A 20,010-nucleotide genomic window follows, 5' to 3' on the forward strand; every position below is an offset into this window, starting at 1 on the left:
CTATTAATTTTGATTGACCCGTTTATTGTGCAGCAAGTAGTTGCCTGTTATACAAGTCAGAAATAGGCGAAATGCTTTTTCAAAGTGGACAGTTTTCTGGATTGAAATAGATTCCTCTAAAGTGTCAATTCATTGGTTATTCCATAAGTTAATTATACAAACAAATATCAATATACTAAACTTCTGTCCGTTTCAAATGGTTTAGTAATTGAATGTAATGTAAAAGGTTTTAAAGATTGGATAAAGGAGCTTATACAATGACATTGATAGGAATGTTACATCATCGTAAAGACCCCAAAACTGTCATAAAGTCTTATGCCTATGCGGCGGTTGCTAAAGCAGAAGGAGCAAAGTTTTTCTACTTTTCTCCTGGATCAGTGAATTTTGTTAACAATACCATAAGAGGTCAAGTGTATGAAAACGGCAAATGGATGGAGAGAATTATGCCTTTCCCAGATGTCATCTACAATGCAGGGAGTCCTGAAAAACTTGCCAATTCAAAGGAAATTATTCAAAGGTTAAAAGAAAAGATCCCCTTTACTACTCATTCGATTGGTAATAAGTGGAACATAAACGAGCGATTAAAAGAGGCTAAAGAATTCGCAAACTATTTAATTCCGACAGAAATTGTAATAAATACAGAGCATTTCTTCAAATTTGTAACAGCATTTGAAAAGGTGGTATTTAAACCGATCGATGGCAGAAAAGGTAAAGGGATCTTTTTCATTTCCGTAAGTGAAAATGGCTTTTTAGTTAAGAAGGACTCCGATAGTATTTTCTACTCTAAACAACAACTAAATGATCTTATAGGGTCAAAACTTTCAACAGGAACCTATATTGTTCAACCTTATATCCAATCGACCACTAAATCCGGCCAAGTATTCGACTTCAGACTGCATGTTCAAAAAGATGGTGAAGGAAAATGGGTGATTACCACCATCTATCCGCGAGTTGCTCCAATGGGATCCATTATTGCCAACATTAACAATGGTGGCTTCACCAATTATTTAGAACCCTTTTTACAACAAGAGTTTAAAGAAGAGGCGTTTAATATTAAACGAACACTCGAGCATTTTTCCTTATCATTAGCCAATCATTTGGATGAGCTTCAAATGATCCACTATGGGGAAGTCATTGATGAAATTGGCGTGGATGTTGGATTAGATGAGAACTCTAAAATATGGATATATGAGGTAAATTGGCGGCCAGGTTGTCCACCTGCCTTTTATTTGGAGTTAGATGTAGTGATTAACACGATTAAATATGCCATGTTTCTAGCAAAGAACCAAAATACAATTACAAAAACTATAAAAGCATTAAAGCAGAAAAAAATGGAGGAAAAAAAGGAAATCCCCATTATCGCCATAACAGGGAGTGCCGGAAAGACAACGACTAAAGCCTTCGTTGCATCGATTTTAGCAAAGAAATGGAATATATTTGAATCAAAGGATTATTGGAATACAACAGAACATACGAAAAAACATGCTGCTGAAATCAATCCAGCCCATGAAGCAATTGTGTTAGAGTATGGGATGGCCTATCCCGGTGTCATTACTGAACATTGCAGCATCATTCAGCCTAATATCAGTATTGTAACAAATATTGGCCTTGCACATGTGGGAAACTTTGATGGTGATATTACAAAAGTCGCCCATGCTAAATCTGAATTAATTCACGGGATGGATCAAAATGGTGTTCTATTTCTAAACAAGGATGATCCTAATTCAACCTTTTTAGAAACCCAAAATTTCAAAGGGAAGATTATCACAATTGGTGTCAATTCATCCGCTGACTATAGAGCCTATGATGTTAAATATAATGATACTGGAATGAATTTCAAGATGAAGCTTCAAGGGCAGGAAATATCACTTTTCATTCCTATTTTAGGGGAGCATCATGTATACAATGCCTTAAATGCCATTGCTGTTGCGGATTATTTAGGTTTCACGCCAATGGAAATTAAATTGGGGCTGCTCTTTAGAAAACCACCTAGAAGACTAACTATATATAACTGTCGTGACAATATTACACTGATAGATGATACCGTTCACTCCCACCCTCAAGGGGTAAGAGCTGCAATTGATGTACTTTCCAATATTGGAAAACATCGAAAAATAGCGATTATTGGACAAATGAGGGAATTAGGTGGCTTAAGAGAGGAAGAATATCGTAAAGTTGGGGAATATGTATTTGATAAAGAAATTGATGTTTTAATCACATACGGATTTCGGACAGAAGAAATGGGAGCACAGGCAAAAGCAAAAGGTTTCCCTGCTAAAAATGTTTACCATTTCACTAACAAGGATGAATTAAATGCGTTGTTAGTAAAGATTATTAAGAAAGATGACACCATTTTAGTCAAAGGAGCCAGTAAGACGAATATGTTTGATATCGTGAAGTTCTTAGATCAAACGTTTAGTTAATTTCTCTTACAGTAAACAACAGAAGAAAGGCACTGTACAATTTCTATTGTACAGTGCCTTTCTTCTGTTATTTTTGCTGCTTACGCAGCTAAGGTTATTTACCACTTCACTTTGATTTTGTGATTGTTCTATATTTATTTGGTACTAATCTAATTTTTTGATGACAATAGAAGCGTTTACGTTTGCTTGAGTGCCTCCTATCGGAGTTGCAAGTCCTACTGCTGCAGCAGAAGAATGATTTCGAAGAGTAAGAACATCACCGGCTCCTATCGTGAATATAGCTTGTCCGTTGTTTTGCTGAGTTCCTGCACCTGAAGCATATATGGTTCCCGGAACCAGGTTTCCATTTAAAAATAACGCAAATTGATTCGGTTCTGTACCTGACACAGAGAAAGTAACCTCATAAATACCAGCATCAGTAATTAGAATCGAAGGGGAACCGGGAGCATGCGTAATTCCAGCTGTGAGAAAGCCATTTGTATCAAAATTAACATCCGCCTCTATCGCAACAGTTTGAGCAGCTAAGTTGTAAATATAGGCTAATTCGGATAAACAGTCACAAGGAATAATAATACCCATTATTTCACCTCCTTTTTTCTTTAATAATAAAGAATATTAATGAATTGGCATTTTGGCTTGTACTAATTAATTAAATTGATGAAAAAATTATTAAGTTTCAAAAGAACTGATTTTCATTAGTTACTGTTCATTGGTAAGAATTTCAAACTTCCGATATTGGAATGAAAATGTTACAACCTCATGAATTTTTGCGGGAGAGGGATTCTCAGTATTTATATTATTGACCGGGATCAGGAGGGCATTAACCTGTAGTGAACTTCTATATGTCCTGCTTGACAGTTGTATTAATTATTTTTGATATTGCATTCAAAATCTATGATTTCTTCGAGGATAAAAGATAGTGAACAAAACGTTAACTAATAATGTTAAAAAGCCACAATTTTTATATAAAAAACGTGGCTTTTATTTGTTTATTTAATTGATGAAATTGATGAAATTGATGTGATTTCTGATGCTATTTTTAACTTTTGTCTCCCAGCAGAGAACCCGTTACACATTACCGAAGTCCCTTTTTTGACTTGGGATAATCGTAATTCCGTTTTATTCTTCCACTAGATGGAACTTAATCTCGCTTGCAGCATTTTTTGCAAGATTTTTAGCTTCCTCCATACTTGCCCCTTTTGCAATCACATAGGCATATCTATGACCCATTGATAATGGCGGGGTTAACTTAGTTCCCTTTCTAGGCTTTACATAAACTTTAACTACACCCGGGGAGCTTAGTGCCTTCTTTTTTCCAGTAATTTTTTCTAATATACCCTTTTTCGAAACGATGAGGTGCTGCGTAAATACGTAATTCGTAAACCTTGGCATTAACGACGGACTTTCTCCTAAATATAATTTAAGGGTTTCTTCCACTAAACTAAACCCAAATGCAGCTAAAATCATTTCATTCATTGCACCACCTGAAATTCTCGGGTTGATTTCAATGAGTTTCCAGCCATCTTTTTTCAAACGTATTTCAAGATGAAGGGCACCATTCTCAATTCCGAATTGTGAGATGATAGATTGCAGGACCTGTTCAATTCCTACTTTTATCTGATTGGGAACATTCGCAAGCACACCATAACCTGTAATAATAAATCGTTTACCCTGTGTAATTTCTTGTTCGATAATTCCAGCAATCATTATCTTCTTGTTATATATGAGTGCCTCGACTAAATATTGGTTTCCATCAATATATTCTTCAATAATAATGGTTTCATCTGGATTCTTTTCTTGCAATCTTACTATCTGTTTTTCTAATTGTTCTTTTGTTTCCACGAATAGAACGTCTTTAGAACCGGTCGATTTCGGAGATTTTACGATGACTGGAAACGTAAGCTCTGAGCCTATCGTTTCGGAGGAAATTGGCTCATTTGGTTTAATACTGAAAAATTTTGGAGTATAAGGCTGATCCTTTAGAGAAACCCTGGTTTCCTCTTTATCTTCCATTATTTTAATGGCATTGGAAGATGTATAACTTTGACAAAATTCTTCACAAAGAATGGACGCACTATAAACATTTGAATCAATAAAACTGACAATGGTCTTTATTTCCTTACCCTTAAACCGTAACTTTTTAATTTCTTCTTTCATCATAGAAAGATTATTCGTATCAACAAAAATCATTTCATGAACATCCATATAGTCTTCCCTTTGTTGCATTTGCTTTAAATTATTTGTGAAAACAACCGTAAAGTAACCAAGCCGTTCCGCTGCTTTAACTGCTTCTCTACTTGAGCCAGATTTATTTGTACCTATAAAGATAATCGTTTTCAAACAGTTCCACTCCCTACATAAACTTCGATCAAACAACCTGTTATATATTTATGAACCAGACCACTTTTGGTATGGTTATGTATCATGTAAGAGGGAATTAAATACAATAAAAGCGGCGTTAATCCATTTCCCAGAAAAGTAATTATTATGGCGTAACACCAAAATGATCCTACTTATGGTTAATAGTACAAGCAACAAGTGTAATAAAATCATAATATGTCTAAAGTGAAAGGAGTGTAAAATCACAATGAAGCCCCTCTCTGTTAGACAAATAAGATCAATCCTTGCCGGTGAATTGATTCAAGGGTCTGATCATGTGATTATTCATTTTGGTGCCTATCGTCTTAAACAAATAAAGAAACAAAATACCATTCTTTTTTCAAATAAGAAGATTACTAATTGGGATGCTCTAAAGAAATATTTCCCTTTGGTACTTGTAACAGACCAGGAATTTAGGAAAAATGGACAATTAGAGGAATTGACTGTATTAAAAGTAAAAGATATAGAAGAAGCATATTGGAAATTTGTGAATTATTACCGCAGCCTGTTCCAAATTCCTGTTGTTGCGGTTACAGGGACTTCTGGAAAGACAACGACAAAAGAAATGATTAGGCATATTCTCTCAGCAGAAAAAAACGTTTCTTCTACAAACAGCAGTAATAATTCACGAACAGCTCATTTATATTACCTTCTAAGCATTGATGATGATACAGAAGCAGCTGTCTTTGAAACAGCCGTTGGTGAACCAGGGGATATATTAAAAGCAGGTGAATATTTCAAACCGACAATCGGAATTATTACGAATATCGGTGCGCACCACTTGAATTATTGCAAAACGCTGGAAGCCTATATTAATGCAAAGGGAGAAATGGCAAAAATACTTGATCATTCTAGTGTACTTATTATTAATTCAGAAGATCATAACACGAAAAAAATAGATTTATCCAATTATCTTGGACGGATCATAAAAGTTGGCGTCGATCCATCCTGTCACTTTAAGGCGGAAGATATTAAATATGGTAAAAATGGAATGCAATTTAGTGTCCAGCATTTAGAGAAAAATTACGCTGTTTTCGTTCCAGGTTATGGTGCACATCAAGTGTATAATGCACTTGCTGCACTTGCCGCTGTTCACGAAATCGGAATGGATCTTTCTAAAGCGATCGAGATTTTAAAAACATATAAAAATCTAAACAAGCATCTCCAAGTACATGAAGGACTTAATGGCGCTACCATTATTGATGACACATGGAGCTTAACAACCACTTCATTAGAAGCCGCATTAAACGTATTAAGTGATGTTGGCAAAGCGAAGAAAAAGGTGGCTATAGTAGGAACGATTACGGATTTGGGATCCTGGGGATATGTTATACATGAACAGGCAGGGGAAATTATTAGCGAGTCAGATGTGGATATTCTCATTACGATCGGTTTCCACGCCCGGATCATGGCTGATCACTTATTAAAAATAGGAACGAATGCAACAGTCCATTCATTTAACAATAGTACTCTTGTTTTTGACCTATTAAAAGAAATCGTTGACGAAAATACAATTGTTCTGATTAAAGGAGATATGTACAGTCAGCCAATAATCGAATTGGCATCTAAATTACGGAAGAAGCAATAATTTTCCATATTTATTCGTTGTTAAAGGAAAAATCCAGCCTTTTTGTAAAAATAGTTTCATTTATTGGACAAACACAGTGCCACAATACTCATGCTATTAATATAGTAAATTATTCTACTAGAAAGGTGGGAATATAAATGGGTGTTATTTGTCCTTGTGGCGTGCTTGTAAATGCTGTCTCAACAAATAATAATGTAAAATTCACAGGCCAGACAGGAACAGTTAAAGGTGACTTGACTTACCTGGCTAATGTTTGTGTCACCACTCTTGGTACGTCTACACTATCCTTATCATTTGTAGACACAGAAACTCCAGGTGCAAACAACTTCACTTTTACTGCAAATGCCATCACTTCTGTTACCTGTAAGCGGGAAGGGCAGAATTGTGTAGTTACTGTTGATGGTACGGGATTAGTGAACGGTGTACAATTTCCTTTTGAAGCTGTGTTTAGAGACCAGGTTGCTACAGCTGCAAATGATAACGTACAAAGTTTTGTCATTACAGGTTTCTTTGATCAAAATGGTGCTGCACCAGTTCCTCAAGGTTCTATTATTGCACTAGGCTGTCAGTAATGTAAGGGTAATCGCTTCGGAACTCCCGGCCGTTAAAGCCGGGGGTTTTTATTAAATTCCAAACTATCCAAGAAAAAATACTCTACCTGAATAGAATATCTTAAGAACATTTTTAAGGAGTAGTGAACGTTGAAGGCCAGCCGCGGACGAATAGGCCAGTATCGTATATTAAAGTCTGAAGAAAGTATATCTAAGCATCTGCTAGAAACAGAACTATTTTCAAAGACGACCTTGTTTGCGTTTTTAGACAAGTATACATCCGTTGTCATTAAACCTGTATTTGGCTCTGAGGAGATTTATGTTTCTTCTAAAGACCATACCTTTCAGATTACTTCAAATGACAACGTAATGACAGTGAATGAGAAAGAAGATCTGTATCATCATCTAGTCTGCCATGAGATTAAACAGAAATATCATATTATCCAACCAAGATTGCTTCGTAGTCCCTTTCAATGCTACATTACCGTTCACCGTTCAGTAGAATCAGATGAATGGTCTTTAAAATCTGTAACAGGGAAGTCCCATTCCAAACTTGGGAAATTCTTTTATCTATATTTGTATAAAATGATCAAAACCGTTGTGATTCGATCTGCACAAAAGCTCGGGGGATTCTTTCTTCATTGCAATACAATTGTATTTGACATTTTATTCATAAATAGGGGAATATGGATAGCGGATTCTGTGCTCCATTTTCCTGTCAGTAAATGGAGTCAATATCAGGAGCTTACTACAATAGCATCTCTTTCTCGCTATATCCCGGTTACAGAATTATTAACGGAAGTCACTTTGAAGAATTTTCTTAACCAATATAACGAAGTGATCATGAAGCCTTGTAACGGCCAACATGGAATCGGTGTAGTACAGATTACGAAAAAAGATTCCAGAATGTATGAAGTGCATTCGGGAAGAAAGAAGCTGACAAAATCAAATTTTGGCGAAATCTATTGTTATATGAAAGAAAACTATCTTTCTAAGAAAGATTATCTTATTCAGCAGAAATTACCATTAGCTAGTATTGACGGCTGCCCAATGGATGTTAGGGTCATTACGCAAAAATGTAATTCAGAATGGATCGTAACGGGCAAGCTTGTGAAAGTTGCCGCTAAGGATTTTATCATTACAAACGCAGCACAAAAATTGTTAACATATGAAGATGCAATCAAGGACCTAGACATCTCTCAGTTCAATAACAACAAGCTTGAACAGAAAATCGACAGGATTTGTATCACCGCTTCTAGGCAGCTTGAACATAATAATGAAGAGATTCATATCATTGGATTTGATATTGGGGTTACCCGTCAGGGACTTATCTGGGTGATTGAAGGGAATTACAAGCCTGACCTCTCTATGTTTTATCGGCTGGATGATAAAACAATCTATCAGAATATATCGAAAGCCAGACAAGTTTAAAGATGTAATCATTCAAATTTATTCATAAAGGATATGTATTACCAGACTAATTTTCCTTAGGAAATTTAGTCTTTTTTCATAACGTGAGATCATTGATTTCTCATCTTGCGATTATTGACAATTTGTTTCCAGCTTGATTTGTCATCCAACTGATAAAAAAAGGCCACACTAGGAGTGGTATTCAACTCAAAAATCCATAACCTCCCATCGGGATCAATCCCTAAATCTATTCCGCATTCCTTACACCATGGATATTCTTTACCGTATACCTTCCCTGCTTGAACGCCAATAAATGCTGCATATTCTTCCGTTCTTCTAGCTAGGGAATGTTCCAACAAAATGTAATTTTCGAGCAGATCACTTATTGAAACGGCCTTCGCGCCACGATGTCTGTTCACAATTCTATCATTGCCTGCAGAAAGTTTTCCAAGCATTCCTCCGACAATCCATTTTCCATTAATAAGTTGAACATGAACCCTAATACCTGATGATAGTCCACTGGGAGTTGTACTTTGGATTCCTTCTTGAATAACATATGGAAGGATTCACTGTAATTTAGTATATGGTTGAATGAAATTATGCAAATCCTCGATTGTAGCAATATGCTCATCTACGGATTTTCCTTGCAGCGAGCAGCCCAAAATATGATATCCACCTTGTGTCTCTTTATTGACGAGTAAAATCCCTCTTCCCTAACCACTTAAATCAGGTTTAATAAATACTGTCTTATATCTATTTATAAAATTCAATAAATCGTCTTTACTATACGACCTGGTTTCCGGAAAACAACGGGACAGGATAGAGTCATTCATAAATAGCTTAGCCTGTTCCCACCTGCCAATATTGACGGTCAGGATAACCACCTCTCTAAATTTTTTGATTTTTGCCTTAGGCTTATTCCAATATTGTTCATTGCCCGGTAAATCATCAAACCAGGAAGCGGAAGGAAGACAGGGGTAACGCCATATTATTTTTTGTGAATTGGCCAGTAGCAGGCAATAGTTCCTTTGTCCTTTCCTTAGAACAGGTTTACCAAATTGTAGAACAAGAGAAGGCAATATTAATGGTGAAATAAATTCTCTTTATTTTGGACAGGTAACTATACATTAAATATAAAAATTCATAATTTAATGTATATGAGTTTACTGTATGTATTGAAATAAAAAAGCTAGTCCAAAACTTTATGAGATTAGGAAGGTGAGCCAATGGCTATTGAAAGACGCCGGGTAAAAAGTAAAGCTGTCATGGTTTTTGTTCTTCAGTTCTACCCTTAAACTAAAGATTATCTGTCTCATACAGAGGTACTTGAATATCGCGCATTCAGGAAAATGATGGAATCCTACAACAAAATTTATTTGAAACCCGATCAAGGATGCAAATCAAAAGGAGTTATTCGAATCGAGAAAGCAGAAAATGGATTGTATTTAATACGCAGTAGTGAATCGGCGACACCCCAAGATTTTCACGAGTTCCCTGATTTATGGAAAACTGTTCAACTTATGACCTCTCATACTCGCCATATTTACAACTGTCTTAAACATTATTAATTTATTTGGTTTGTCCTATGTATATATATGCTTTCCTTCCTTTCTTTCTTTTTGAAGCTTGATTTATGGCGGTATAGAAAGGCATTAGCATATTCCAACGCAACACCTATACAATTTGACTCGGATTTTCATATGATATTCAGAGGAAAGGAGGAAGTTGTTTGCAACCATTATTAGTGAAAGACATTCGGCAATTGCTTCAAGGCAAATTAATTAATGGTTCAGAAAATTGGCAGGCACAGGATGCCATTTATTATAATCGTCATGAACATAGAAATCGATATTCCCTCATGTTTGTCAGTAGGGGTGATACGATAAATTGGGATGCAATAAATCGAAAGGGGCCTTCCCTTGTCATCTCGGATAAACCTGAGCCGGAATTGAAACTGGCGCTTCCCAATACAACGGTTATCAAAGTGGAAAGTCTTGTACAAGCATACTGGAAATTTATCGAGTATTATCGCGGTCTTTTTGATATCCCTGTCGTTACAATAACGGGTACATGCGGGAAAACAACAACGAAAGATATGATCAAACATATTTTAAGCGAGAATCGGAATGTTCAGGCTTCCGAAAGCAGCAAGAATGAACCACGAAGATCATTTCCGTACTTGATGGGGATTGATGAAAAAACAGATGCAGCCGTTTTTGAACATGGGTTAGGAAATTCGGGTAATATTAAGCATCAGTGTATGATTTATCAGCCTACAATCGGGATTATTACAAATATCGGTGTTCATCATTTAGATGGATGTAAAAATCTTGAGGGATATATAAGGGCTAAATCAGAAATAGTGGAGGGTATAAGGAAAGACGGCACATTAATTTTAAATGCAGATGATGAAAATACCCGAAAAGTTTCCTTGAAATTATTCAAAGGAAAGGTTATTTATGTTGGGGTAAATATGCAATCAGATTTTAGAGCTTCCGATATCAAGTTTGCAAATAATGGAATGGAATTTACGCTTCATTTTAATGATAAAACATATGAAGCATTTATATCCGGTTATGGCGAACACCAGGTATATAACGCACTTGCGGCACTCGCAGCCGTTCACGAAATGGGAATGGATATCGAGGAAGCCATCACTCGTCTTGGATCTTATAAAAATATGACTAGACACTTGGAATTTTTTACAGGTGTAGGCGGAAGCACAATCATAGATGATACATGGACAATTAATCCCACGTCAATTGAAGCTGCATTAAAGGTCCTCGATTCAATTGGAAGTGGGAAAAATGTCATTCTTGTCTTGGGTGATATTAATAGATTGGGAAATTTTGAAAAGAAGTATCATCGTGAAATTGGCACTTTGGTTGCAAAGAGAAACATCCACACTCTTATTACAATCGGAAACAAGGCTGAAGAAATAGCAAGACAAGCGAGTCAAGACGGAAGCAAGGCAAATATTCATATGTTTAAAGATGTCAAAGGTCTTAAAGAGGTTTTGGATCCTATACTTGATAGTAATGCCATTCTACTTATTAAGGGACCAATGTCAAGCAGATCCATGATAGATTTTGCGAACAGTTTAAAAAAGGATAGTTGATCTAAGAACAAAGAAGCATTCGATGCCCAAATGCATCGAATGCTTTTGATTATTTTTACCACTAATACATAGAATAATTACAGAAAACGTTTTGCCGTAATATAATGTTGATTATAATAATCAACAAATAGAACTCTAGTCAGGATACCGTTTGAATTTGGAATAATAATTCTATGGTCACCCGCGTAAATGGCTACTGTAGCTGGTGTGCTTGAACCTATAGTGCTATTGAAAAAGATCAAATCACCTTTTTTTAGGTTTGCGCGTGAAACGGTTGTGCCCAGTTTCATTTGTTCTTTTATATTCGTTGTCCCTAAATTAACGCCATTTGTTTTATAAACATAGTTAACAAAGCCTGTACCTGTAAACTTCATCGCGGTTTCATTATTCACACTGCCCATGGTCACTTTTTTCATTAAATTATAGGATTGCTCAACAATCTTATCCCCTTTTGTTGCCGGGTTAGAAGGGAGTAAGGTTGGTAATACTCTACGGGCTGACATGTAATTATCTTTATAATATGGCTTGCTATTTAAATCTGAAATGACAATATTTTGCTTCGAGTCTGCCATATGAATTACTTTATTGTCACCAATATACATGGCTACATGATTGGGAACAGTGCTAGTTGGTGTACTTCTAAAGAAAACTAAATCACCCTTTTGCAGCTGATTCCTTGCAACATAGGTTCCTTGTTGAATCATATAATCCTCATTGTACGTAGCAAGGTCAACGCCGTTTTTTTCAAATATATACATAATGAAAGTAGCACATGAAAATTTGTAAGGGTATGTTGGCTTGTACGCGGAATTACTGTAAGTCGCCTTCCCAATTAAACTCTTGCCAGTTTGAATTAATTGATCTGCCTTTGCATTAACTGCTAGTTGATTGTTTTGAGTAGTAACTGTTGCTGCCGAGGCCTTTATTGGATTCAAAGCCATAGGGCCTGCAAAAAAAGTACTTAAACCAATTGAGACAGCCAGTGTTGTTGTAACCAAACGTTTCTTCATGGGTTACCTCCTAAAAGTAGTTTACTTAAACTCGTAATCTGAGCTTAACATATAAAAGTGACTGGCCCTTGTGGGAAAATATTCCCGCTTACTTTGTTACAGAACCAAAACCTTGCCGCTAAAGGGTTTTCCGGATCACTTTACAGTTTGGTTACAAGGGAACGAAGCGGTTCTGTCCATACGCAGATAAGCGGAAGTATTAAGTTTTTCTTTAAAAATTGCCATTTATGCTTTACAAAGTTCCAAAGGAAATGTAGAATTTCTATGTACCTAAAATATCTAGGTAGGTGAAAAAATGTTTAATCGTGAATTGGTCAAAGGCAGCACATCGTTAATCTTACTTCAATTATTAAACGAGCGGGATATGTATGGCTATGAACTAGTAAAAGAGCTTGAAAAGCGCAGTGATCATGGTTTAAGTGTGAAAGAGGGAACCCTGTATCCGGCTCTTCATAAACTTGAGAAGCAAGAGTTTATCGAATGTTATTGGCAGGAGCAGGAAAAGGGCCCTGCACGCAAGTATTACCGGATTACCTATGCAGGAAAAGAATTATTAGATGAAAAGACTCGTGAATGGCAGGACTTTGTTAAGGTAATGAACAAGGTGATTGGGAGATCGAAGCATGGAACGGCAGAAGAATAAGTTTCTTGAAGAACTGGCAAAGGGACTTGGAAATCATCAGGATAAAGAGGACATTCTCCTTGAATACGAATCACATATTGATGAAATTCTGATTGAATCTTATGATTGTCCGAATGAGGAGGAAGTGTTTGAACGGATTGTTTCAAGGCTTGGGACCCCTGAAGAGATTGCGGAATTGTGGAAAGAAGAGCTTTCCGTTACCCCGAGTAATATGAAATGGCTGTTTATTCTCTTGAATATCCTTTTTTTTGGCGGAGGAAGTTTATTAACGCTGGCACATAATCTTTTTCAATGGGAATGGTTAAACACTATGTGGAGTTATTTAACAGCAATCCCTACCTTAATTGCCTTTTTATATATGTTTTTTTGGGCATTACTTGGTTACGAAATAGGCAGAGGGTTTGGACATGGGGGGAGAAGACTTCTCAAGAAGACGTTTCTATTATCGCTCATCCCCAATTTAATCTTAATGTTCTTAACGGTTTTTGAAATTATACCGCATTCATGGTTCGCTCCACTGCTCACAAAAACGTTTATTATTGCTTGTATCATTTTTACTATTTTCCTTTACCCGATCAGCTGGATTGGTTATCGCTGGGGGCGGAAGGCTTCGATATGAGCAGTTTTTTTTGCAGATATACCTAGTAAAACTATATATATAGAAAATCTACTTAAAAGAGGGATGAAAGATGGAAATGAAAATTGGCAAAATGGATGGGCTCTTTTTATTTTTATGTTTACTGCTCGGGATTTTAGCGGAAGAATCATTTTTCCGCGGACAAATAGGCATCTCCTATTTGGTATTTATTATCGGATTTTATTCAGTATTTTACCTGCGGTATCACCGTTTTCGCTTTTCTCATCAACGCTTTGGATACCTTGTTCTTTGTTGTATTTGGCTCCTGTCGGCAAGTTACTTTTTAAATAATAATATGCTGTTTTATGCGCTAAATATTATAGCGATTCCCAGCTTGGTGATATTTCACTTAGTATTAGTTACGAGCCCAAAAAGTTTTCAATGGAGTCAACCTGTTTTTGTTTCCTACTTATTTTCAAGGCTGTTAGACGCATTGAAGTATAATGCGGTGATTGCTGCCTATTTAGGCAGAGGCATAAAAAGCGGTGTAAACGAAGATAAATTACTTGTTTGGAAAAAGGTTTTAATCGGTATAGTCATTTCCGTTCCTGTACTGGCTGTTGTCCTAAGGCTGTTAATGACTGCTGATTCTCAGTTTGAACGGATACTTGGGGGCATTCCTAATTGGTTCCGAGTGGTTGACACTGAAAGTTTTATCAGATTCATCATCATACTTATCTCCACAGCCGCAATATTTTGTCTGATGCAGGTTTTGTTTCAAAAACAAATTAAAGTCATGAAGCAGGAGGCAAATTTACAACAGCTCCAAAAGCTTGACTCGATTATTACCATAACAGTGCTGGTCTTAATCAATATCGTCTATATCTTATTTACAATGGTACAATTCAAGTATTTCTTTAGCGGCACATTAATAGGTGATTTCACATACGCCGAGTATGCAAGAAAAGGATTTTTTGAACTCTTGTTTGTCACGATGATTAATTTGTCGATTACCATCGTGGTGGTAACCTTAGGTGACCGTGGGAAAAATGGTGTCAAACGCTTTACACAGCTCATGCTTACCATTCTCGTTTTATCGAGTGGAGTGATGCTTAGTTCTGCCTTTTTACGATTAAGTCTGTATGAGGCTGCCTATGGATTTACCTTTACGAGGGTGTTGGTGCATTCATTTATGATTTTCCTTGTGATCATATTTATCTATACATTGGTGAAAATTTGGGTTGAAAAGCTGTCGTTATTCCATTTTTATTTTATCACATCACTAATTTACTACACCGCCATAACAGTCATCGATTTGGATAGGATAGTCGTGAAGGAAAATATGAACCGCTTCGAGCACACTAAGAAAGTTGATGTACACTATCTAAACAGTTTGTCGCCCACTGGTGTTCTTGGATTGATAGACCTGTACGAAAAAGATAAGAATATTCCGGAATTACAAACCATATTACTAGAGAGGCAAAAGGTAGCAAATAGTGAGAGTCTACCATGGCAGTCGTATAACATAAAAAGAGAGCAGGCTGCAGATAAACTGAAAAAATTACAACTACAGTAGTGGTTGCTTTGAAACTAAATAAGTGTGCTAAGGCGAAATGGTAGTGTGGGGATAGAAACTGGATAATAACAAAAAAGCAGGATCTATTTGATCCTGCCCTGTAATATTAGTCTCCATTAACTGCATATCATCACCATAAATCTTATACCCGATTTCGTGATTATTCATAACAGAATCCCTCCCATTTTTTATTTCCCAACTTACCTTCATTATAAAAAATTTAGGAAAAAAGTGCTATTTTATTTAAAAAATAAATAAAAAAAGACGCCTGAATAATCAGGCGTCTTTTGCGTATTGAGGCGAAAAACCACACTCCACATAGTGCGCTCCATAAAGGAATGTTTCTCGACTTACACAACTCAGCTCATCGCTTAGCTATTATAACATCATGATGAGGCAAAATACAAGTAAATTATTTTTGAATAAAAACTTGATTATTAATCGTTATTATCATATATTCAAATAATCAGATATACAAAAATAAATAGATAAGAAGGGTGAATATGTTAACTGATAAAAGGTTCCATCATTATTCCTTAAGTAGCTTGCCAAAGGATCTCCTTGCAGGGGTGATTGTTGGGGTCATCGCGATTCCACTTGGTATGGCATTCGCCATTGCTTCAGGGGTGAAGCCGGAGTATGGAATCTATACGACAATTGTTGCCGGGATTCTTATTTCCTTATGCGGCGGTTCAAAGTATCAAATTGGCGGGCCGACGGGGGCATTCATTCCGATTTTGTTTGGGATTGTCATGACATACGGGTATGAAAATTTACTCATTGCCGGTTTTATGGCAGGGATTATACTTTTATTCATGGGAATATTCAAACTGGGATCCTTGATTAAATATATTCCCAGGCCGGTTACAATTGGATTCACAACCGGAATAGCTGTCACCATTTTTACAGGGCAGATTGCTAGTTTCCTAGGATTAAAGGGGATGGAGAAGCATGAAGAGTTTATTAGAAACATTCAAGAGATTTTTATCCACCTTAATACAACTAGCCTATTTAGTGTAGTAACGGCAGCAATTTGTTTAGGTACCGTAATCCTTACACCAAAGATCGCTCCGAAGGTTCCGGGGCCGCTCATTGGCTTAATCGTATCCACCTTAATTGCAACAATATTCTTCCCAAGTGAAGTGGCCACAATCGGAACGGCTTACGGTGAAATTCCTAGTACATTGCCGCAAATTCATATACCGGAGATCAATTTCGAGATCATGATGAAATTAATAAAGCCTGCGTTTATTATTGCCATGCTTGGCGGGATTGAATCTCTTCTTTCGGCAGTGGTAGCAGATGGAATGACAAATAGTAAGCATAATAGTAACAAGGAATTAATCGGGCAGGGGATTGCCAACATTCTCACACCATTATTTGGAGGGATTCCAGCCACGGGTGCGATTGCTCGGACAGCAACCAACATTAAGAACGGAGCCATTTCACCTTTTTCGGGTATTATTCACGGGGTAGTCGTGTTACTTGTCCTACTGTTTTTTGCGCCTTATGCCTCTTATATTCCATTAGCAAGTATGGCGCCAATCCTGATGGTGGTTGCCTGGAATATGAGTGAGCGAAAGGTATTCGCCCATATTTTAAAAATAAAATCCACTGATTCACTTGTCCTTGTCGTGACATTTTTGTTAACGGTTTTTGTCAATTTAACGATGGCAGTGGAAGTCGGCTTAATCATGTCAGCGATTCTATTTGCCAAGCGGATGAGCGATGTGATGGTGACGGAAAAAGCATTGCCAAACCCGCATACGAAACATGAAAAGGTGGAGACAGGAATGGTTACTGACACACATGACTGTCCGCAAATCAGTATTTTTAATGTAGAGGGCCCTTTATTTTTTGGAGCCGCATTGTCGTTTGAAGAAACGATCATGAAAACCATCAATTATCGGCCAAAAATACTTTTACTAAGAATGGGCCGTGTTCCTTTTATTGATACCACAGGGGAAGCGAATTTAGTGCACATCGTTCACCATTTTTCGAAAAATGGTATAGTATTGATATCTGGGTTAAACCCACAGCCGGAAAAGGTTTTGAAAAAAACAGGTCTCTATGACAAGATGGGTGAGGAACATTTCTTTGAACATACCGGTGAGGCCATTCAATATGCACTGTCGCAAATTAATCAAAATAAATGTCTTGGCTGTAAACATTTTGCTTTTAGAGAGTGCAAGAAGCTCTCAGCTCAAGATGCTGTTGAAGGCAGCCGGAAGAAGCTTACTGCTACTTTTTAGTAAAAGGGTGATGATGAATTGAATTTGGAGATGCAACGATTTAAAGCGGAGTTTTTTAAAGCATTAGCACATCCATTACGAATCCGGATCTTAGAGCTGCTGGGGGAAGGGGATAAGAATGTGAACGAACTACAAACCCTTGTCGGCAGTGAGGGGTCTGCTGTATCACAGCAGCTTCAGGTGCTTCGTGCGAAAAATATTGTTTCAGGTACAAAGGAAGGTAACAAGGTTATCTACACATTGAAGGATCCGATGATTATTGAATTGCTTGCCGTGGCAAAACAAATTTTTAATAATCATCTTGTGGATACGATTACGATATTGGATAAATTTAAAGAGGATGAAGAAGAACCAGTCACGCCGAAGAATTAAATTCTTCGGTTTTTTCTATTTTTAAAGTGAAAAAGGGAGTATTGCTATATTTTGGGAATTATCGTTTTTTTGTAATATTTATGCCGATTTTTCACCCGGAAAATAGCTTACTATTAAGGTAGTAGTACTAGATATAGAAAAATAGGAAGGTGATTGATATGTACGATTTGGTATTGCTGCATTCGCCTACGGTTTATGATTTCCGCAAAGAGATGCTGTTCACCGGCCCAATCAGCGATGTCGTTCCTTCTTCACCGGTGTTTGAAATGTATCCGATCGGTTTAACAAGTATCGGTGATTATTTAGAACGATTTGGGTTAAAGGTAAAGATTATCAATATCGCTAATCGAATGCTGCTAAACCCTAATTTTGATGTAGAAAAGAAAATTAGAAAAATTAAGACGAAAGCGTTTGGAATCGATCTTCATTGGCTGCCGCATGCGCACGGAAGTGTTGAACTTGCAAAGATTATTAAGAAGTACCATCCCGCTACGCCTGTAATGTTCGGCGGGCTCTCCAGCACCTATTTTCACAAGGAGCTCATTGAATATCCTTTTATCGATTTTGTCATGCGCGAAGATACAACCGAAAAACTGATACTCATGTTGCTGAATAAATTGGAGAAAAAGGAAACGGACAGTTTCTTTGATATCCCGAATTTAACATGGAAAAAGAGCAATTTTTATCATTATAATGAAATGACCTATGTCCCAGATAGTTTGGATGAATTTAATTTACCCGGCTACCGGTATATCATCCGGTCGGTCTTTAAGTATTTTAATCTATTAGACCCACTGCCATATAAAGGCTGGCTGCAGTATCCAAATACGGCAATTTTGACGTCAAAGGGCTGCACATACAATTGTTTAATCTGCGGTGGTTCCAAAGATGCGTACGACCTTAATTGTAATCGGAAAAAGCTGGTGATGCGCTCCCCTAAAAAGATGCTCGAGGATATTGCGTTAATCCAGCGATTTACCAGGGCACCCATATTCCTTTTAAATGATTTAAGGCAGGGTGGAAAAGAGTATGTGGATGAATTCTTAACGGGATTAGAACAAATGGATTTGAAGAATGAAATAGTCTTTGAATTATTCAATTATGTTGATGAAGAGTTTTTCAAGCGGCTGAACAAAGCAATGCCAAAGTACAGTATTGAGTTAACACTAGAATTGGCCGATGAGGATATTCGTAAATATAATGGCAAGCTGCCATGTACAAATGTTAAGGTAATTGAAATGCTGCAATATGCGCTAAAACATAACTGTGCAAAAATTGATATATTCTTCATGACGGGAATTCCCAATCAAGATTACGACAGTGCGATAAGAAATGTGGATTTTTGTGAAACTGTTCACAAAGAGTGTGGTGAAGATTTGCGGATCTCGTACTTCGTTGCCCCGCTTTCACCGTTTCTCGATCCCGGCAGTCCAGCCTTTGAACATCCTGAGAAATATGGCTATAAAAAGTTCTACCATAAGCTTGAAGACTTTCGTGCAGCTATGAAACAACCGTCATGGAAAAATATGCTGAGTTATGAAACGAATAAAATGACAAGGGAGGACATCGTGCGTGCTACCTATGATTCGGCGTTAAAATTAAATGAATTTAAATATAAACATAATATCGTACCAAAGGATGTTCATGATGAGGTAGCGGTTAAAATTGAAAAATCGGTCGAATTCCTTAAACGATTAGATGAACTGGCTCTCTTGCCAGATGATGAACAAAAGACGGAAATGGCAAAAATCAAGGAAGAGGTTGACAAAATTAATCGACACAGTATCTGTGGTAAGAATGAACTTAAATGGGAGGTGAAAAAGCTCTTTGCCGATTTCCCGTCGTTAACCACTATCGGGATGGAATTACTTGTGAAGGACATCATTAAAGGCATTAAGTGCCGGATTGGAAAAATTGATCGGAATATCGCAGTTATTCCAAACTCACAAAGCAATAATATGGAAAAATAGCATTCTCCCATTTACCTAAATAATAGGTGCGAAATGTAGAACTCTGTAGGTTTATGTCGCTCTTCCTTTATTGACCTTTGAGCTATAAATATGGTAAATTATGAGTAGCCGTTGCACGAGATTAGATTTATATTTACTCGC

At 36.9% G+C, this 20,010-nt stretch carries 17 protein-coding genes; 12 read left to right on the forward strand and 5 right to left on the reverse strand.

Features of this window, described 5'->3' with window-relative positions; genetic code table 11:
* The first annotated feature begins 257 nt into the window (after positions 1-257).
* Complete coding sequence (locus BABA_RS26365; protein ID WP_007083953.1) at positions 258-2,423, forward strand: YheC/YheD family protein; 2,166 nt, start codon at positions 258-260, stop codon at positions 2,421-2,423.
* 144 nt (positions 2,424-2,567) lie between these two features.
* Here BABA_RS26365 and BABA_RS04530 read toward each other — a convergent pair whose 3' ends face one another.
* Entirely contained in the window at positions 2,568-3,002 is a 435-nt protein-coding gene (locus BABA_RS04530) for a BclA C-terminal domain-containing protein (protein WP_007083954.1), read from the reverse strand.
* A 540-nt stretch (positions 3,003-3,542) separates the two neighbouring features.
* Complete coding sequence (locus BABA_RS04535) at positions 3,543-4,763, reverse strand: ATP-grasp domain-containing protein (protein ID WP_007083955.1); 1,221 nt, start codon at positions 4,761-4,763, stop codon at positions 3,543-3,545.
* Between the two features lie 247 nt (positions 4,764-5,010).
* On the opposite strand from BABA_RS04535, the gene BABA_RS04540 reads away from it, so the two are divergent.
* From BABA_RS04540 to BABA_RS04550, 3 genes are all read left to right on the forward strand, one after another.
* A complete protein-coding gene (locus tag BABA_RS04540; RefSeq protein ID WP_007083956.1) occupies positions 5,011-6,390 on the forward strand; it encodes a Mur ligase family protein in 1,380 nt (459 codons plus the stop codon).
* Positions 6,391-6,527: 137 nt separating this feature from the next.
* A complete protein-coding gene (locus BABA_RS04545; RefSeq protein WP_007083957.1) occupies positions 6,528-6,962 on the forward strand; it encodes a hypothetical protein in 435 nt (144 codons plus the stop codon).
* A 129-nt stretch (positions 6,963-7,091) separates the two neighbouring features.
* Positions 7,092-8,372, forward strand: a complete 1,281-nt coding sequence (locus BABA_RS04550; RefSeq protein ID WP_007083958.1) for a YheC/YheD family protein — start codon at positions 7,092-7,094, stop codon at positions 8,370-8,372.
* Positions 8,373-8,461: 89 nt separating this feature from the next.
* On the opposite strand, the gene BABA_RS04555 is transcribed toward BABA_RS04550, so the two are convergent.
* A complete protein-coding gene (locus BABA_RS04555; RefSeq protein WP_338040013.1) occupies positions 8,462-8,917 on the reverse strand; it encodes a YheC/YheD family protein in 456 nt (151 codons plus the stop codon).
* Between the two features lie 741 nt (positions 8,918-9,658).
* Here BABA_RS04555 and BABA_RS28475 point away from each other — a divergent pair.
* Both BABA_RS28475 and BABA_RS04565 read left to right on the forward strand, forming a co-directional pair.
* Positions 9,659-9,919 carry a YheC/YheD family protein gene (locus BABA_RS28475; protein ID WP_420805978.1) on the forward strand — a complete coding sequence of 87 codons (261 nt, stop codon included), beginning with the start codon at positions 9,659-9,661 and terminating at the stop codon, positions 9,917-9,919.
* Positions 9,920-10,080: 161 nt separating this feature from the next.
* Positions 10,081-11,469, forward strand: a complete 1,389-nt coding sequence (locus BABA_RS04565; protein WP_007083961.1) for a UDP-N-acetylmuramoyl-tripeptide--D-alanyl-D-alanine ligase — start codon at positions 10,081-10,083, stop codon at positions 11,467-11,469.
* Between the two features lie 77 nt (positions 11,470-11,546).
* On the opposite strand, the gene BABA_RS04570 is transcribed toward BABA_RS04565, so the two are convergent.
* On the reverse strand, positions 11,547-12,479 hold the full coding sequence (locus BABA_RS04570; protein ID WP_007083962.1) for an NlpC/P60 family protein: 933 nt from the start codon (positions 12,477-12,479) through the stop codon (positions 11,547-11,549).
* Between the two features lie 295 nt (positions 12,480-12,774).
* Here BABA_RS04570 and BABA_RS04575 point away from each other — a divergent pair, with 295 nt between their 5' ends.
* The 3 genes from BABA_RS04575 to BABA_RS04585 all read left to right on the forward strand — a co-directional run bounded on the left by BABA_RS04575 (position 12,775) and on the right by BABA_RS04585 (position 15,275).
* Positions 12,775-13,122 carry a PadR family transcriptional regulator gene (locus tag BABA_RS04575; RefSeq protein WP_007083963.1) on the forward strand — a complete coding sequence of 116 codons (348 nt, stop codon included), beginning with the start codon at positions 12,775-12,777 and terminating at the stop codon, positions 13,120-13,122.
* The gene (locus tag BABA_RS04580; RefSeq protein ID WP_007083964.1) at positions 13,103-13,741 is read left to right on the forward strand and encodes an HAAS signaling domain-containing protein; all 639 of its coding nucleotides are present in this window, start codon (positions 13,103-13,105) and stop codon (positions 13,739-13,741) included. Before BABA_RS04575 ends, BABA_RS04580 begins: the two co-directional genes overlap by 20 nt.
* Before the next feature lie 70 nt (positions 13,742-13,811).
* Entirely contained in the window at positions 13,812-15,275 is a 1,464-nt protein-coding gene (locus BABA_RS04585) for a DUF4153 domain-containing protein (RefSeq protein WP_007083965.1), read from the forward strand.
* Between the two features lie 27 nt (positions 15,276-15,302).
* On the opposite strand, the gene BABA_RS27160 is transcribed toward BABA_RS04585, so the two are convergent.
* Positions 15,303-15,443 (reverse strand): hypothetical protein, encoded by a 141-nt coding sequence (locus BABA_RS27160; RefSeq protein ID WP_157273105.1) that lies wholly within the window; start codon positions 15,441-15,443, stop codon positions 15,303-15,305.
* Between the two features lie 335 nt (positions 15,444-15,778).
* On the opposite strand from BABA_RS27160, the gene BABA_RS04590 reads away from it, so the two are divergent.
* The 3 genes from BABA_RS04590 (at position 15,779) to BABA_RS04600 (ending at position 19,869) form a co-directional block, all read left to right on the forward strand.
* Entirely contained in the window at positions 15,779-17,527 is a 1,749-nt protein-coding gene (locus BABA_RS04590; RefSeq protein WP_007083966.1) for a SulP family inorganic anion transporter, read from the forward strand.
* An 18-nt stretch (positions 17,528-17,545) separates the two neighbouring features.
* Positions 17,546-17,899 carry an ArsR/SmtB family transcription factor gene (locus BABA_RS04595; RefSeq protein ID WP_007083967.1) on the forward strand — a complete coding sequence of 118 codons (354 nt, stop codon included), beginning with the start codon at positions 17,546-17,548 and terminating at the stop codon, positions 17,897-17,899.
* 158 nt (positions 17,900-18,057) lie between these two features.
* Positions 18,058-19,869, forward strand: a complete 1,812-nt coding sequence (locus tag BABA_RS04600; RefSeq protein WP_007083968.1) for a TIGR04190 family B12-binding domain/radical SAM domain protein — start codon at positions 18,058-18,060, stop codon at positions 19,867-19,869.
* The last annotated feature ends 141 nt before the right edge of the window (positions 19,870-20,010 follow it).

It is taken from the genome of Neobacillus bataviensis LMG 21833 (assembly GCF_000307875.1).
GTDB lineage: Bacteria > Bacillota > Bacilli > Bacillales > Cytobacillaceae > Neobacillus > Neobacillus bataviensis.

Coding starts and splice junctions, on each gene's coding strand:
- BABA_RS26365 (WP_007083953.1), top strand. CDS start 258: ATGACATTGATAGGAATGTTACATCATCGTAAAGACCCCAAAACTGTC.
- BABA_RS04530 (WP_007083954.1), bottom strand. CDS start 3,002: ATGGGTATTATTATTCCTTGTGACTGTTTATCCGAATTAGCCTATATT.
- BABA_RS04540 (WP_007083956.1), top strand. CDS start 5,011: ATGAAGCCCCTCTCTGTTAGACAAATAAGATCAATCCTTGCCGGTGAA.
- BABA_RS04545 (WP_007083957.1), top strand. CDS start 6,528: ATGGGTGTTATTTGTCCTTGTGGCGTGCTTGTAAATGCTGTCTCAACA.
- BABA_RS04570 (WP_007083962.1), bottom strand. CDS start 12,479: ATGAAGAAACGTTTGGTTACAACAACACTGGCTGTCTCAATTGGTTTA.
- BABA_RS04575 (WP_007083963.1), top strand. CDS start 12,775: ATGTTTAATCGTGAATTGGTCAAAGGCAGCACATCGTTAATCTTACTT.
- BABA_RS04580 (WP_007083964.1), top strand. CDS start 13,103: ATGGAACGGCAGAAGAATAAGTTTCTTGAAGAACTGGCAAAGGGACTT.
- BABA_RS04585 (WP_007083965.1), top strand. CDS start 13,812: ATGGAAATGAAAATTGGCAAAATGGATGGGCTCTTTTTATTTTTATGT.
- BABA_RS27160 (WP_157273105.1), bottom strand. CDS start 15,443: ATGAATAATCACGAAATCGGGTATAAGATTTATGGTGATGATATGCAG.
- BABA_RS04590 (WP_007083966.1), top strand. CDS start 15,779: ATGTTAACTGATAAAAGGTTCCATCATTATTCCTTAAGTAGCTTGCCA.
- BABA_RS04600 (WP_007083968.1), top strand. CDS start 18,058: ATGTACGATTTGGTATTGCTGCATTCGCCTACGGTTTATGATTTCCGC.